Source organism: uncultured Maribacter sp. (assembly GCF_947495965.1).
Taxonomy (GTDB): domain Bacteria; phylum Bacteroidota; class Bacteroidia; order Flavobacteriales; family Flavobacteriaceae; genus Maribacter_B.
This window is the reverse complement of record NZ_CANMBB010000004.1, coordinates 24,111-40,318: the sequence shown is the minus strand read 5'-3', so window position 1 is coordinate 40,318 and position 16,208 is coordinate 24,111. Positions and strand designations below refer to the sequence as shown.

General features: G+C 31.3%; 12 protein-coding genes. 3 read left to right on the top strand and 9 right to left on the bottom strand.

Annotated elements, in window-relative coordinates; translation table 11 throughout:
• Positions 1–3: 3 nt before the first annotated feature.
• Positions 4–351 carry a four helix bundle protein gene (locus tag Q0820_RS09645; RefSeq protein ID WP_298487357.1) on the bottom strand — a complete coding sequence of 116 codons (348 nt, stop codon included), beginning with the start codon at positions 349–351 and terminating at the stop codon, positions 4–6.
• 29 nt (positions 352–380) lie between these two features.
• Positions 381–1,478, bottom strand: a complete 1,098-nt coding sequence (locus Q0820_RS09640) for a diphosphomevalonate decarboxylase (RefSeq protein WP_298487355.1) — start codon at positions 1,476–1,478, stop codon at positions 381–383.
• Between the two features lie 91 nt (positions 1,479–1,569).
• Between Q0820_RS09640 and Q0820_RS09635 the strand changes: the two genes are divergently transcribed.
• Complete coding sequence (locus Q0820_RS09635) at positions 1,570–2,043, top strand: TspO/MBR family protein (protein WP_298487353.1); 474 nt, start codon at positions 1,570–1,572, stop codon at positions 2,041–2,043.
• Here Q0820_RS09635 and Q0820_RS09630 read toward each other — a convergent pair.
• The 6 genes from Q0820_RS09630 to pgmB all read right to left on the bottom strand — a co-directional run bounded on the left by Q0820_RS09630 (position 2,035) and on the right by pgmB (position 9,367).
• Complete coding sequence (locus Q0820_RS09630; protein ID WP_298487351.1) at positions 2,035–2,577, bottom strand: DUF1697 domain-containing protein; 543 nt, start codon at positions 2,575–2,577, stop codon at positions 2,035–2,037. The two genes, Q0820_RS09635 and Q0820_RS09630, sit on opposite strands and share 9 nt — an antisense overlap.
• A gap of 4 nt (positions 2,578–2,581) precedes the next feature.
• Positions 2,582–3,856 (bottom strand): NAD(P)/FAD-dependent oxidoreductase, encoded by a 1,275-nt coding sequence (locus Q0820_RS09625; protein ID WP_298487349.1) that lies wholly within the window; start codon positions 3,854–3,856, stop codon positions 2,582–2,584.
• Positions 3,856–4,545: a glycerophosphodiester phosphodiesterase family protein gene (locus tag Q0820_RS09620; protein ID WP_298487347.1), complete on the bottom strand. Its 690-nt coding sequence runs from the start codon at positions 4,543–4,545 to the stop codon at positions 3,856–3,858. Before Q0820_RS09620 ends, Q0820_RS09625 begins: the two co-directional genes overlap by 1 nt.
• A gap of 68 nt (positions 4,546–4,613) precedes the next feature.
• Positions 4,614–6,392 carry an alpha-amylase family glycosyl hydrolase gene (locus tag Q0820_RS09615; protein ID WP_298487345.1) on the bottom strand — a complete coding sequence of 593 codons (1,779 nt, stop codon included), beginning with the start codon at positions 6,390–6,392 and terminating at the stop codon, positions 4,614–4,616.
• A gap of 9 nt (positions 6,393–6,401) precedes the next feature.
• Positions 6,402–8,711, bottom strand: coding sequence for a glycoside hydrolase family 65 protein (locus Q0820_RS09610; protein ID WP_298487343.1), 2,310 nt, complete (start codon positions 8,709–8,711; stop codon positions 6,402–6,404).
• Positions 8,708–9,367: a beta-phosphoglucomutase gene (gene pgmB, locus Q0820_RS09605; RefSeq protein WP_298487341.1), complete on the bottom strand. Its 660-nt coding sequence runs from the start codon at positions 9,365–9,367 to the stop codon at positions 8,708–8,710. The genes Q0820_RS09610 and pgmB overlap by 4 nt, the downstream gene beginning before the upstream one ends.
• A 370-nt stretch (positions 9,368–9,737) precedes the next feature.
• On the opposite strand from pgmB, the gene Q0820_RS09600 reads away from it, so the two are divergent.
• On the top strand, positions 9,738–11,390 hold the full coding sequence (locus tag Q0820_RS09600; RefSeq protein WP_298487339.1) for a sodium/sugar symporter: 1,653 nt from the start codon (positions 9,738–9,740) through the stop codon (positions 11,388–11,390).
• Between the two features lie 218 nt (positions 11,391–11,608).
• Positions 11,609–12,463: a hypothetical protein gene (locus Q0820_RS09595; protein WP_298487337.1), complete on the top strand. Its 855-nt coding sequence runs from the start codon at positions 11,609–11,611 to the stop codon at positions 12,461–12,463.
• A gap of 3 nt (positions 12,464–12,466) precedes the next feature.
• Here Q0820_RS09595 and Q0820_RS09590 read toward each other — a convergent pair whose 3' ends face one another.
• Positions 12,467–16,180 carry a metallophosphoesterase gene (locus Q0820_RS09590; protein WP_298487335.1) on the bottom strand — a complete coding sequence of 1,238 codons (3,714 nt, stop codon included), beginning with the start codon at positions 16,178–16,180 and terminating at the stop codon, positions 12,467–12,469.
• Between the last annotated feature and the right edge of the window lie 28 nt (positions 16,181–16,208).

The following is a 16,208-nucleotide window of genomic DNA, read 5'->3' as shown; positions in this document are numbered from 1 at the left end:
TAATTATTGTTTTGATGATTTTACAATGCTTACCAATATTTTCAATATCTCTTGTATTTGATGTTTATATCTTTTATAATCCACATCATTAATATACGCCGTTTTATTTAATAAATCTAACCAATAGTCAGTTTCATTTGCCTCTTTTAGGCTAATAGTCATCTTATTAATAAAATCGGGTTTGCTCACTGCAAATTCAGCTTCTCTAATATTTGCTCCAATTGAGGTACCAGATTTGAGTAACTGTTTAGACATTACAAACTCTTTATTATGAGCTACTAATGATTTATATAAAGAAACAATATCTACCGCAAAATTAAAGCTCTTACTCTTGATTATGTTTTCTTTCATAAACAAATAACGAACGTTTTAATTAATAATTATTCCTTCTTAACTATTAATTGTGTCGCACCTAAACCTATTTGATCACAAATATACTGCCCGTTTTGGCAATATGCAACTAACTCATCTTTAATAAACTGCAATGTTTCTTCCTTTTCAAACTCCGGATACAAAACATGAACATTAGCTCCTGCATCTAGAGTAAAACAAACGTTTTTGTTTGTTCTTTTACGAAATGCCCATATTTTATTAATAATTTCTAGCGTATTAGGTTTCATTAATATAAAATAAGGCAAGCTTGTCATCATCATTGCGTGTAGTGTTAATGCCTCGCTCTCCACTATTTCTATAAACTTTTTTAAATCTCCATTTGCAAAAATGTCTTTTAATGCATCTAGATTTTCATGCGCTTGTTTAAATCTTTCTTTTGCAAAAGGATGGTTATGCATTAAATTATGTCCAACGGTACTACTTACCTCCTTTTGTCCTTTATCTACCAACAAAATTGTATCCTGATACTTTTTAAAAGACTCATGTACTTTATATGGGTATTTAATTGCGTACAAATTAGAGCTATTTGTGGTACCTTCATGGTTTCCCCATTGTACTAAATTGCCTTCTATACTACGTGCTGCACTACCAGAACCTAGTCTCGCTAAAAATGAAGCTTTTTTAATAAAGTATTCTTGTGTTATCTCTGGATTTAATTCTTTTTCTAAAGACATAAGCGCTAATGCCAAAGCAGATAGTCCACTAGCAGAAGAGGCAATACCGCTACTATGCGGAAAAGAATTTGATGTTTCTATCTTAAAATGATAGTTTTTTAAAAAAGGTAAATAGTCTTCTATTCTCTTAAAAAAAGTTTGAATCTTTGGTTTAAAGTCTTCTTTAAGACTTCCTTCAAAAAATAAATCAAAAGAAAAATCTTGTGCTTTATTTTCTAATTTCTTGTATACTACTGTGGTTGTAGTTGCACAAGTATCTAAAGTAAAACTTATAGATGGGTTTGCCGGAATTTGATTAGCCTCCTTACCCCAATATTTTACTAAAGCTATATTACTTGGCGATTTCCAAGTTACTTCTCCTTTCGCTATTAATTTTGTATACTCTGAAGGGATAAAGTCTTTTTTGGTCATTTAGATTACTTTTTTAACAAAGATAGTTTAACCACTTATAAATTGGTAACTAGTTAAAATAAATTACTATTTTAGACCTAACCAACTTTTCATGAAAAAGAAATTATTATATATTATAATTTGTGTTTGTCTTTGTCTTGTAATTGGCTTTTTATCGAGCTTTGCAACACAAAGTTCGGTCAATGATTGGTATGTTACTTTAAACAAACCAAACTTTAATCCTCCTAACTGGGTCTTTGCTCCTGTTTGGACACTTCTTTATATTTTAATGGGGATAGCTGCTGGTTTGGTTTTGGCAAAAGGCTTTTACCACTTGTGGGTAAAAACTGCCCTATATCACTTTGGTTTTCAGTTATTATTAAATGCCTTGTGGAGTATTGTTTTTTTTGGACTAAAACAGCCATTATGGGCTCTTTTTATAATTATTGCACTAGTAGTTATGCTTCTAATTACTTTTAAATGGTTTAAAATTGTAAACAAAACTGCTGCTTACATGCTTATTCCTTATATTTTATGGGTAAGTTTTGCTACCATCTTAAATTATAAAATATGGGAATTAAATTAATGCCATCTCTTGCAGTTTTAGCATTGTTTTATAATTCCTAGTAGTTGCAGCTACCTTAAGCTTTTTCTCTATAAGATTATTGGTACACTTAGCTTTTCCTGCTCCTAAAGCACATCTTAAATATACACAGTTAGGGTTAATTTCTAGGGATTCATTTGTAAAAGAAATAGCGTTTAAGATTTCTTTATTTTCCTCTGAAGGTTGTTTTTTTAATAAGACAAAGTAAATTTTATTACTATTTAAATCTTCCTGATTTTTATATGGATTATTTGTAAGAATAGATTGTATTTCTTCCCCTGTTTTTACCACCACCGGAACCTCAAAATCATAGTTTTTTTTAATTATTTCTGCTATTATATTTTCTAGTTCCCTTTTATTTTCTTCTGATGTGTTAAATACAATATTGCCACTTTGAATATATGTTTGTACATTTTTAAAACCGTTTTCTTCTAAAAGAAGGCGTAAATTGGCCATTTTAATTTTATTTTTACCGCCAACATTAATTCCTCTAAGTAAAGCTATATAGGTTTTCATATTTTTAAAATTCTGATGCAATTGCCTGCGCTGCAATATACCCACTTGTCCATGCATTCTGAAAATTAAATCCGCCTGTTATGGCATCTACATTAATTACTTCGCCAGCAAAATACAAGTTAGGCAAGTTTTTACTTTTATAGGTTTTAAAGTTTATTTCTTTTAAATCTACCCCGCCAGCAGTTACAAACTCTTCTTTAAAGGTACTTTTACCATCAACGTTTATTTTACAATTCGTTAATTGGTCTGCTAAAAGGTGTAATTGGTTCTTAGTAACATCAGCCCATTTTAAGGTCTCATTAATTCCGGATGCTTTTACAAGATTAATCCAAAGTCTACGAGGGAGTTCTACAGCTTTTGTTCTAAGGATAGTTTTTTTTGCTTCTACCTCTTTTATCTTCATTAAGTAATCTACAATAGCCCCTTCATGAAAATCTGGCAACCAGTTTATTGCAATCGTAAACTTATAATTAAGGCCGTTTAAAATAGTTGCTCCCCAAGCAGATAATTTTAAAATTGCAGGACCACTTAATCCCCAATGTGTAACTAATACTGGCCCCTCTGTCTCTAATAAAGCCTCTTGTTTTAAAGCACTTTTTAAAGGCACCGTAATCTTTGTAGAAATCTTATTTTTAGACAATACTTTTACTATTGCATTTGTAGCTACTCCTGGAATTTTAGAAATACGATTATCTTTTGTATTAAAAGTAAATAAGGATGGAACCGGAGGTACTATTGTATGCCCAAGTCCTTTTAAAATAGACCATATTTTAGGGCTACTACCTGTGGCAATTAGCAATTTTTTACACTTAAAAATTTCTTTAACGCAAGTTATTTTCCAACCTTTTTCTTCTGACAAAGTTTCCATATTTACTACAGCATTTTGCGTTATAATTTTGATTCCAAGTTTGGTAGTTTCGGTTAAAAAACAATCTATTATAGTCTGCGAAGAATTAGATTCTGGAAACATTCTGCCATCTTCTTCTATTTTTAAATTAACCCCTTTTTCTGAAAAAAAGCCTACCGTATCTCCACTACAATAGGTATGAAAAGGTCCTAAAATTTCTTTTTCTCCTCGTGGGTAATTCTTGGATAATTCTTTTGGGTCAAATTCGGCATGTGTAACGTTACATCTGCCGCCGCCAGATATTTTTACTTTTGATAAAACATCTTTCCCCTTCTCTAGGATTCCTATTTTTAAATTAGGGTTATTTTCTGCAATATGTATGGCTGCATAAAAACCAGAAGCTCCTCCTCCTACTATTAAAACATCAAACATCAGTTAACTCGTTCTGGAAAGTTCGTAATTATACCATCTACTGCCCATCTTTTTGCTCCGTTAATTTCATTTGACTCATTAACGGTCCAAGTATATATTTTAAAGCCAGCATCTCTTATAGTATTTGCAATTTCTAAGGATAGCATTTTAAAATTAGGATTAATTGCCTCTGCATGCAACTCCTTTGCTATAGTAATTGCATCTTCAGGGTTTCCTTCTGTTAAAACCGCTATGCTAATATTTCTATTGGTATCTCGCATTATTCTTAACTCATCCCAATTAAAACTAGAAATAATAAAGTCACTTAATGCCCAATCTTTATCTTTCACATATTCTAAAACAATAGTATTAACCTCTTTGGCGGTATTTGCTCCTTTAAGTTCTATATTTAAAGGCACTTGTGCATCTATTGCATCCAAAACATCTGTTAACAAAGGAATTTTATGATTCCCCGTTACTACAAGTTTACGTAACTCTGTAAAGGTATATTCTTCTATTTTCCCTTTACCATTGGTTAGCCTTTCTAAAGTATCATCATGAAAAACTACAATCTCACCACTTTTAATTTTAAAAACATCAATCTCTATCATATCTACTCCTAAATCTAAAGCTTTTTGGATAGATGTTATTGTGTTTTCCGTTTCGTGACCCATGGCTCCACGATGTCCTATTACTAAAGGTTTATTCATTGGTATACAGCTAAATGAAAATAATAAAACAAGACTAAACCAATATTTTAACATCTGTTTTATATTGTTTATTGAAGCTGAAAGATAAAAGATTCTAATGGAAGTAATTCTATTTTAATGTGACCTTCTTTATTTTTTACTTCTAGAGGAGGCTTAATTTTTCCATATAGTTTTTCTTCTAGTTCATACGTGTCATCTGTTAAACCCCAAGAGGTTACCATACTTTCTGGCAACTTTAAATCTAGATTATAGGTTTTTTCTGCATCAAAATTAGAAACAATAAGTAGTTTTTCTTCTTTATCCCAACGTACAAAAGAAAATATTCGATGATCATAATCTTTCGTAGTTTCTTTATTGTAAAAGTGGATTTCTTGATAAAAACCCATTAACGCACTACTATTTTTTGTAAAGTTTAATAGTCTTTTATAAAAATCTCTTAATTCCTTTTCTTGCTTTGTAGATTGACCACCATCAAACTTTTTATTGTTTACCCATCTTTGAAAAGTTGGCACCCCAACATAATCAAAAATTGAGGTTCTAGAAGCACTTCCAAAACCTGCATTTTCTACTGCAGGCTCTCCTACTTCTTGCCCAAAATAGAGCATAGTTGGTGCAGTACTTAATGTTGCAGAAACTACCATAGCTGGTTTTCCTATTTCTGCTTTACTAACAAATTCTGGACTAGCTATACGTTGTTCATCATGGTTTTCTAAAAAATGAAGCATATTATGCTCAATATCTTTTAGATTATTTTGAACCACGGCTATATGGTCTGTCCATCCATATCCTTTCATAATATGTTTAAGGCTATCGTACAGTTCTACCTTATCATATAAATAATCCATTTTACCAAGAAAAATATAATCTCTATACAAATCTGGATTATATACTTCTGCCATTATAAAGGCATCGTTTTTTTGCATTTTTATGTGGGAGTTTAGGTAGCTCCAGAACTCTACCGGAACCATTTCGGCCATATCATACCTAAAACCATCTACACCAAAATTTAGCCAGTACAGTGCAATATCTTTAAACTTTATCCAAGAATTTGGCACCTCTTTATTTTTCCAAAAGGCATAATGTTCTTCGTAGTTTTTATGAAAATAGTCTTCGGGTAACGTATCAAAATCATACATTCCATCTGGTCGTATTCCATAATTTATTTTTACAGTCTCATACCAATCATTAATATTTGGCTGTGCTAAACGAGACCCGTTACCTGTCCACTTAGCAGGAACCTCTTTAAAAGGTTCTATTTTTTCTTCTGGGTTACCTCCTAAAGGTAAAAGTCCTTCTTTCCAATCTGGCGATTTGTACTCCTTTCCAGGTATATAATAAAAGTTATTATTTTTATTATATTCTACCGTAGTATCATCCTTAGCACCAAAATCTACAATTCCGTCTGGATTAGTTTCTCCTTTGTATTTACGAGCTACATGATTTGGAACTATATCTATAATAACTTCTAAGCCTATTTTATGAGAACGCTCTATTAGATCTTTAAATTCTTGCAGCCTATTTTCTGGATCAACCGCTAAATCTGGGTTTACATTATAATAATCTTTAACAGCATACGGGGAACCTGCTCTACCTTTAACAACTTCTGGGCTATCGTTAGAAATTCCAAATTTTGTATAATCTCTTATTACCGCATGGTGTGGTACTCCTGTATACCAGATATGTGTAACACCTAATTCCTTTATACTTTTTAAAGCTTTTACAGTAAAGTCATTAAACTTCCCAACTCCATTTTCTTCAATAGTACCCCAAGGTTTATTGGTAGTATTTGTATTCCCAAATAATCTGGTAAAAACTTGGTATACTGTTGCTTTTTTCTTTTTTGCCATGTGGTTATACTAATTACTAACTTTTACTACTTCTCCTGGAATAAGTAATACCTTTTTATGGTTTACCAGTATATTTACCTCTTGGTTTCCAAGAATACTAAAACTTGTTTCTTTGGTATTTACCGTAACCGTAATAATAGTATTTCTAAAGTTTATTTTAAAAGAATACGAAGACCATTGTTCTGGAATTTGAGGCATAAATGAAAGTGTATTCTCCTGTATGCGCATACCTCCAAAACCTTCTACAATACTCATCCAAGTACCAGCCATACTTGTAATATGCAAACCTTCTTCTACTTCTTTGTTATAGTCATCTAAATCTAACCTAGAAGTTCGTAAGTAAAAATTATATGCCTGCTCCATCCTTCCTAATTTAGCAGCTTGTATGCTATGTACACATGGAGATAAAGAAGATTCATGCACTGTAAATGGTTCGTAAAAATCGAAATGATTTTCTAGCTCTTCTTGTGTAAAATGGTTTTCAAAGAAATAAAAACCTTGTAAAATATCCGCTTGTTTTATATAAGGTGATCGCAAAATTCTGTCCCAGCTCCATTTTTGATTTATTGGTCTTTGCGATGTATCTAAATTGGATACTTTTATTAATTCTTTATCTAAAAAACCATCTTGTTGTAGGTATACATTATGCTCTTTTGAATATGGAAAATACATGTTTTGGGCAACCGTTTTCCATTCTTTAATCTCTGCATCTGAAACTGCAGTTTTATTTATAATTCTAGTATACTCCTCTGCATATTCTTCTTTTACTTTGCGTAGTTGCGCTGCTGTAAATTCTAAACACCATTTAGCAATATAGTTAGTATACCAATTATTGTTCACATTATTTTCGTACTCATTAGGGCCAGTAACACCAAGAATTACATATTTTTCTTTAGCAGAAGAATAGGTTGCTCTTTGTTGCCAAAAACGGGCAATACCAATTAATACTTCTAGACCCATTTCTTGGATATAACTATAGTCTCCTGTGTACCTGTAATAATTATAAATGGCAAAAGCTATGGCACCGTTTCTATGAATTTCTTCAAAAGTAATTTCCCACTCGTTATGGCATTCTTCACCATTCATAGTTACCATTGGGTAAAGCGCAGCGCCTTTTACAAAGCCTAATTTTTGCGCATTTTCTATAGCTTTCTCTAAATGATTGTATCTATACTTTAATAATTTTCTTGCTACTTGTTGGTCTTTTGTTGCCATATAAAATGGTATACAATAAGCCTCGGTATCCCAATAAGTACTACCGCCGTATTTTTCTCCGGTAAATCCTTTTGGGCCTATGTTTAACCTAGAATCTGTCCCTAAATAGGTCTGATTTAATTGAAAAATATTAAACCGAATGGCTTGTTGTGCTTTTACGTCGCCAAGGATTGAAATATCACTCATTTCCCAAATACTAGCCCAAGCATTTTTCTGCTTTTCTAATAATTTATGAAACCCAAGCGTACTAGCTTTGTCTAAAGCAATATTGGCTGCTTCTTGTAGTTTACCACTTTCATGATTTGTAGAAACCGTATAACCTCCAAATTTATATAATGTAATTTCTTCTCCTTTTTCTACCTCTTGTTCTATAATAGCACTTATAAAAGTTTCTGAACTTTCTCCTTTAACAACACTAATTTCATTGGCTTTGTAAACTACATTGGCTTGCATAAATGTACATACCTTAAAATTGGTTTTCATGGTATGAGACTCTATAAAAGCTCTGTTTTCAGAGGTATCTACCCTAGTTGTATTCCAAAATTTATCGTCCCAATTACTATCTTCATTTGTTATACCACTATCCAAATAAGGTACAAACTTTACAACGGCATCATGGTTTACAACTTTTACAGTATACGAAATTGCACCAACCTCATCTATATCTAAACTTAAAAATCTAGTAATGGCAACTTCTACTTTATTGGTATTAGGTAACGTAGCTTTAAAAGTTCTTTTATACCATCCTTCTTGCATGTTTAACTCCCTTTTAAAATCGGAAATTTCTTTGCAAGTATTTAAATCTAAAGGTTCATTATTTATAAAAACATTAATTCCAATCCAGTTTGGAGCATTTAATACTTTTGCAAAATATTCTGGGTATCCATTTTTCCACCAACCTACTCGTGTTTTATCTGGGTAATATACTCCTGCTATATAACTACCCTGAAAAGTTTCGCCAGAATAGCTTTCTTCAAAATTTGCGCGTTGCCCCATAGCCCCGTTACCAATACTAAATAGGCTTTCGGAGGATTTTACCCTTTCTGCATTAAAGCCCTCTTCTATGATAGACCAATTGTCTGGTTTTATATAATCCTGATTCATTTTTTACCTATTAATTCTTTAATAAAATCTAAAGACATTTCTGTAAAATCTTTAAAATTGTGCTTAGCTTCTATTAAAATACTGGCATCGCCAATACCAATACTTATCATCTTTGCATTATTTGCTGCAGCTATACCAGCTACCGCATCTTCAAAAACAATACAATTTTCTGGAGCTATATTTAATTCCTTTGCCGCTAATAAAAACACTTCTGGATCCGGTTTTGCTTTAGTAACATTATTACCATCTAAAATTGCATCAAAATACGCCAACAAACCTACTTTTTCTAAAATAGGTTTCGCATTTTTACTGGCAGAACCAAGTGCTATTGGTATTTTATTTTCTTTTAAAAATCTTAATACTCTAGGAACTTCTGGAAGAATTTCTGAAGCATCCATTTTTTCTATATAAGCTAAATAGTCTACATTTTTATCATGCATCCAAGTATCAAATTGTTCTTGTGTTGCTGTTACTTTTCCTATATCTAATAGTATTTCTAAACAACTTTTTCTACTTACCCCTTTAAACATTTCATTCTGTTCTAAGGTGAATTCAAAACCCAACTCATTCGCCAGTTTTTTCCAAGCTAAAAAATGATATTTAGCAGTATCTACAATAACACCATCTAAATCAAAAATAAAACCAATACTTTGCATAAAATATATTTAAAAATAAATGCTTAAACTCCTTTAAATTCAGAGATGTAAAAGTCCGAACTTTTTAGTTAGCAAGTAATAAGAATATGTTATTTTTAATCCTTTTTTAAAATAAATTTTTTTAAAATTGATGCTGATTTTTAGGGATTTACAAACCCTCCCATGTAATTTTCTCTTTTTTTTCTTATGGAAGACAACAGATATTATGAATTGACATAAAAAAAGTTAAAAAAAAGGCCAATATGTTAATTAAATCGCTTAATTTTTACCATTATTAATATTAACCGTATATTGTACGTTTATTACCCTTTTTATATAAGCCTCAACACTTATATAATTTTTAAACAATTTAACAACCAAACAAGAAATTATGACCACTGCATTTGAATTTTGGGATTATTTTATTTTTACTGCATATGCTGTATTAATTTTAGGAGTGGGCCTTTGGGTATCTCGTGATAAAAAAGGCCATCAAAAAAACGCTGAAGATTATTTTTTAGCAAGTAAATCTTTGCCTTGGTGGGCAATAGGCGCATCATTAATTGCTGCGAACATTTCTGCGGAACAGTTTATTGGAATGTCTGGTTCCGGTTTTGCATTAGGCTTAGCAATTGCCTCCTATGAATGGATGGCAGCACTTACTTTAATTATAGTTGGAAAATATTTTCTTCCTATTTTTATTGAAAAAGGATTATACACAATTCCTGAATTTGTAGAAAAAAGATTCTCTACTAACTTAAAAACCATATTAGCTGTATTCTGGATAGCACTATATGTTTTTGTAAACTTAGCTTCTGTTCTATACCTAGGTTCTTTAGCCTTAGAAACTATTATGGGAATACCAATGGTTTATGGTGTTATAGGGCTAGCATTATTTGCTGCTGCATATTCTTTATACGGAGGATTATCTGCTGTAGCATGGACAGATGTAATACAAGTAGTATTTTTAGTTTTAGGTGGTTTAGTAACTACATACCTTGCTTTAAATACCGTATCTGGTGGCGAAGGAGTTATTGAAGGTGTAAAAGTTGTATATAATGCTGTTCCTGATAAATTTGCTATGATTTTAGATAAATCTAACCCGCAATACAAAAACCTACCAGGAATTGGAGTACTAGTTGGTGGTTTATGGGTAGCAAACCTTTACTATTGGGGCTTTAACCAATATATTATACAAAGAACACTTGCAGCTAAATCATTAAAGGAATCTCAAAAAGGTATTCTTATGGCAGCTGTTTTAAAATTAATAATACCTGTTATAGTTGTTTTACCTGGTATTGCAGCTTACGTAATGGTTAACGACCCAGAAATTTTGGCTAGCCTTGGAGAAGCTGGTTTAAAGAATTTACCTTCTTTAGAACAAGCCGATAAAGCATACCCATGGTTATTACAATTTTTACCTACAGGATTAAAAGGGGTTGCTTTTGCTGCACTTGCTGCTGCTATTGTTTCTTCTTTAGCATCTATGCTTAACTCAACATCTACCATTTTTACAATGGATATATATAAACAATATATTGATAAGAATGCTAGTGATAAAAAAACCGTGAATGTTGGTAGAATTTCTGCTGCAGTTGCATTAATTATTGCTTCTATTATGGCTCCATTACTTGGAGGAATAGACCAAGCTTTTCAATTTATTCAAGAGTATACAGGTATTGTAAGTCCTGGTATTCTTGGGGTATTTCTTTTAGGGCTATTCTGGAAAAAAACAACAAACAAAGCTGCCATTATTGGAGCATTAGTTTCTATTCCTATTGCTATGTACTTTAAAGTAGCTCCTAATGGTTGGTCTACAAGTGCTTTATTTGTAGATGTTCCTTTCATGGATCAAATGGGATATACTACTTTATTAACGATGTTAGTTATTGCTGTATTAAGTTATATGCAGAATAATGGAAAAGACGACGAAAAAGGAATCAACCTTTCTGGAGATATATTTAAAACATCTTCTTTATTTACTATTGGTTCTTTTGCCGTAATGATTGTCTTAGTAGCTCTTTATGCTATGTTCTGGAACTAATACAAAAATAGTTTAATAAAAATGGGATAAGTGAGTATACTCACTTATCCCATTTTTATTTTAGTTCTCTATAAAGCAAGTCTATCTTAAAAACATCTTATTTAAAAACTAAAATTATCACAAACTTGTATAAATTGATGTTAAACAAAGTAGAAACTAAAGCCCTTCTCTATTTTATAATTTAACTTTGGGTATGTTATCCTAAAAAAAACAGTGCAATGTTAAAGTTTCTAGTTTTTCTTATTACAATTTTTAGCTTAAATACTTGCAATAATTCTAGCAAACTAGTTTTAATTACCGAGCTACCAAAAGAATTAAGTGAAAATTCTGGTATTGTATCTTTCTCTGAAACCCACGCCTGGTTTGTGGAAGATAGTGGAAATAAAAATAAAATTTATCAAACAAATTTTAAAGGCAAAATCACAAAAACACTAGAAGTTAAAAAACGAAAAAATAAAGACTGGGAAGACCTTACTAAAGACGATAAAGGCAATGTTTATATTGCAGATACTGGTAATAATGATAATAAACGTAAAGATTTAGTTATATATAAAATCCCAAATCCTGAAATAGAAAAAGGAGACAAAATTGATGCTGAAGCAATACATTTTTATTATCCTGAACAAGAAAAATTTCCTCCTAAAAAAAGTCATTTATTTTATGATGCTGAGGCTATTTTTTATTACAACAACTTTTTATATTTAATCACTAAAAACCGTTCGCACCCATTTAACGGAGAAGCTTTTGTATACAAAATACCTTCTATTGCAGGAAATCATAAAGCCCAATTAGTAGATACATTAAATTTTTGTGATGATTGGAACACATGCCAGATAACCTCTGCAGATTTAGCTCCAGATGGCTCTAAATTGGTTTTATTAAGCTATGGAAAGTTATTTATTATAACCGATTTTAAAGATGCTAATTTTTCTAAAGGAAAAGTAGAGACTATAGATTTAGAATCTACAAACCAATTAGAATCTGTTTGTTTTTTAAATCAGAGTACCTTATTACTATCTGATGAAAAAAAAGGGCCTACTGGAAGAAATATGTATTCTTTTAAACTAAAATAACATTTAGAAACCAAACCCTATTCCAAAAGAGAAGCGAACGCCATCTTCACTATTAAAAAGAGCAAACTTAGCTGATGCAACATCCGAAGCATTTAAGAAAAACCCACCTCCAGCAGAAGTATGCCATTGGTTAGAACTTAACCCTGGAAACCATACCCTACCATAATCATAGCCACCATAAACCCCTATAGTAATAGGCATTATTCCTGTTTTCATTTTTCTTAAATTATATCTAATATCTGTATTTTGATAATACGCAGTTTTCCCAGTAAACCTTTGGTTTCTAAAACCACGTAACCCATCTATACCCCCAATACTTGCTGCTTGATAAAATTCATACCCATTTCCTATATTAAAATGAGCTTTCCATTTTGTTGCAAGTACCAAACGGCCACTAGAAACCAATTTATAGTCAAAAGAAATACTTGGTATAACAAACCCATAACTATCTGCTTTACCATCTACACTTGTTGTGTAACCTGCACGTAATGATGTTGCCATCCCCATAGTAGGAAACGCTTTATTATCTAAATTACTATAGGAATATTCCCCATCTATTCCTACAAAACTTTTACTATTATCAATATTAGCAGATGTTAAAAATGTATTTATAAATCTGTTTTGTGTTTCCTCTACCTCAATAGATTCATATGCTATCCCTGCTCTAAGTTTAGAACCCATTTCTCCTCTCCAAACTAAGGATGGAGAAATTTTAAAAGTTTCTAATTTTACACGGTTATAATCTAATTCTAAATCGTTATCAAAGTTGTTTGTATCATTACCATAACCAAAGAAATTAACACTAAAATTTGGGCTGGTTAATTTTGCTAATACCTCTAAATTAACTTTCCCAATAAAATTTGCAAATTCTCCTTTATAAGCTAGATCAAAACCATTTGTTGCAAAATAAAATTGTGCATTTAAAATATGCCTTCTTGTAAATGGGTTTTGTCTAAGTCCGTTATAAACATAGGTGTTAGAGACTCCTAATCTAAAGCCATCATCTGGATTAGAACCAATTGTAGGTATTAATTGGTTATTACTAGTTTTATATTTTATAGGTTGGTAAGTATTGGTTTCATAATCTTTGGTGAAACGTACTTTTGCTCTTTTAGTATTTTTTAAAGTATTCTTTTTAAGTTTATTGTCATAAAGATAAACTCCCTTACTATTTTTTATATCATATACATCATTATTTTGCCCACCAATAATACGTAGTTTAGGCATATTCTTTGTGACATTTTTTATATCAAAATAGTCATCATCATCTAAACCATAAATCCAAATCTCTTTAGTTATATTTTTAGTATATGTTTTGCTAAAAAACTGTTTTCCTTTTTTTCCTTTTTTTATCCTATGCCCTTCTACCCTTATACTATTATTCTCTTGCCCTGTAATAGTAAAATAATCATCCTTATCTGTACCCGTAATTGTAGAAAACTTGTTTAACAAATTGTAATATGTTTTAGCTGTTTCTACAATATTTTTCTTTCTCGAAAGTAAAATACTCTTTAATTCTTTAGTTTTTTCTCCTCGTACTTCTTCTGGGAAATTTAAAAAAGCTTTATCTATTACTTCTTCTGTAATATTTTCTTGTAAATATTTAGCTTGTTGCAACCATAAATCTAACGTTGTTTCTGGTAACAAAGTCATATCTAAAGCAAATGTCATTGGAGAACCATTAAACCCTTTTACATTTCTTATTTCTTCGTGAAAACCCTCCATTAAACGTAACGCAGGTATTCCTCTTGTTGCAAAACTCATAAAAGCCCCATCTCCCATAATAGAAAAAGCTTGATCCCGATCTCTAGGCACAGGTTTATATATAGTTTCTCCAGTTTCATTATCCTTAAATTCTGCCCAACGCCACTGGTCTGTATGCCTATCCCAATCTCCAATAAGCATATCAAAAAGGCGAACTTTTACATAAGCTTGTTTATCTATTTTAAAATCTTCGTCTTTTCTTAATTTTTTGAGTAAGTCATCTGTACTTTTCATCTTATTAGCGTAACCAAAACTTTTTTGATCTCCATGATTATCATCTGTGCGCTCTTCTATCATATATAATGCATCTCCAAACTCATCTGCATATTCTTTAATTGCTGGTTGTTTAGGAATATAATATAATACAGGATTTGTATGGTATATGTCTACAGCATCAGACAAGGTCCCAATAGTAAAAGGAGCATAAGGATGAGATCCCGTATAAAAATCTAAAAGTGTTTTTTGTATATACGTATTTTCAAAATCACCAATTATATATTGGTCTTTAAAAGCTGCTGCTTGTAAATAAACTTCGGCACTTTTACGTAAGGCACGCATAACATATTCTTGACCTTTACTATTTACTAGTCGTAATGATTTAGATTGATGACCACCTCCTTTTCTTATTACTTTTAACCCCCCAAATAAAGTATCTAAATTTACTGTAGGAGCTGTTACTTTTTGTCCGTAAATTTCTCTATAACGTTCTCCCCAAAACCATGTGTAAAATTTAGATTTCTCTACCTCTTCTTTACTATAAATAGAAGCTTCTACTAAAGGAGGAAAAGAGGTGTTGTATGCTCTTTTATTTTCTTTTCTTTGCGATGGCAAAACTTCTGAAGTATATAAAAATTTCTCTGTGTTTTTTTCAGAAATGCCATAATAACGTACTCTAGAAGAGCCATCTTTATACACCTCTAAAACCGCATACCCATTTTTACCTGTAGAAAATTTAGCACCATTTAATAACTTAGAGGCTTCTTCTTTAGCCCCAGAACCACTTACTATCTGAGGTATATTTTCTTCTACTATGTACTGCAATGTATGTTCATGACCAGAAGCAAAAATAACTTTATCGGAGTACTGCGCTAAAGTTACTATCCTTTTTCTTAACTCTCTGTATTTACGATTGTTCATATCCTGCACAGAAGCCCCTGTTGTTCTTCGCAAAACATTAATAAAAGAGCCTAATATTGGAAGTGGAATTCTTGTATGCCCTGGATATATATTCTTTTTAAAAGATGTTTGCCCGCCATGTATACCATAACTAAACATTGGATGATGAATAGCAATTATAGTGGTTTTATCTTCATTCTTCTTAATTAGTCCTTCTAATTCCTGAAAAAACTTTTCACGATCTTTAATCTCACAATCATCATTCATTGTTGGGTGTTTATCCCAATTAGTTAAATACCATTGAGAGTCTACTGCTATTACTACAACCTTCTCATTAATCTCTATTTTTTCTATAGGGCAACCATTTTCAGGAAAAAAAACTTCTTTACTATTTAATGCATCTTGTATGTATTTTTCTTCTCTTTCTAGGCCTTTTAATCCATCATTATACCAATCATGATTTCCAGGAATAAAAATTGTATTGCCTTTATAATTAGAAAGTGTTTTTAATTGCGCATCTAAATGGTTTTTAGCAATCTTATAATTTTTTACATCTTTATTTTTATCTGGTAAACCTGCAGGGTAAATATTATCTCCTAAAAATAAAACGGTGCTATTATCTTCCGCTTTTTCTAGTCTTTCTTTAAATAATTCTAAGGTGGGGTTAAGCTTATTTTCTGGAGATAAACCTGCGTCTCCTATTAAATAAAAGGTATGCGATATTTCTTTATTTGTAGATACATCTATAGCACTATCCATGCTAGCATACTTTTCTTTTTTTGTAGCACAACTTCCCAAAACTATCATAAATAGTAATCCTAAGTAATATTTTTTCATAACTATGCTCTTCAATATAAAATTTGTA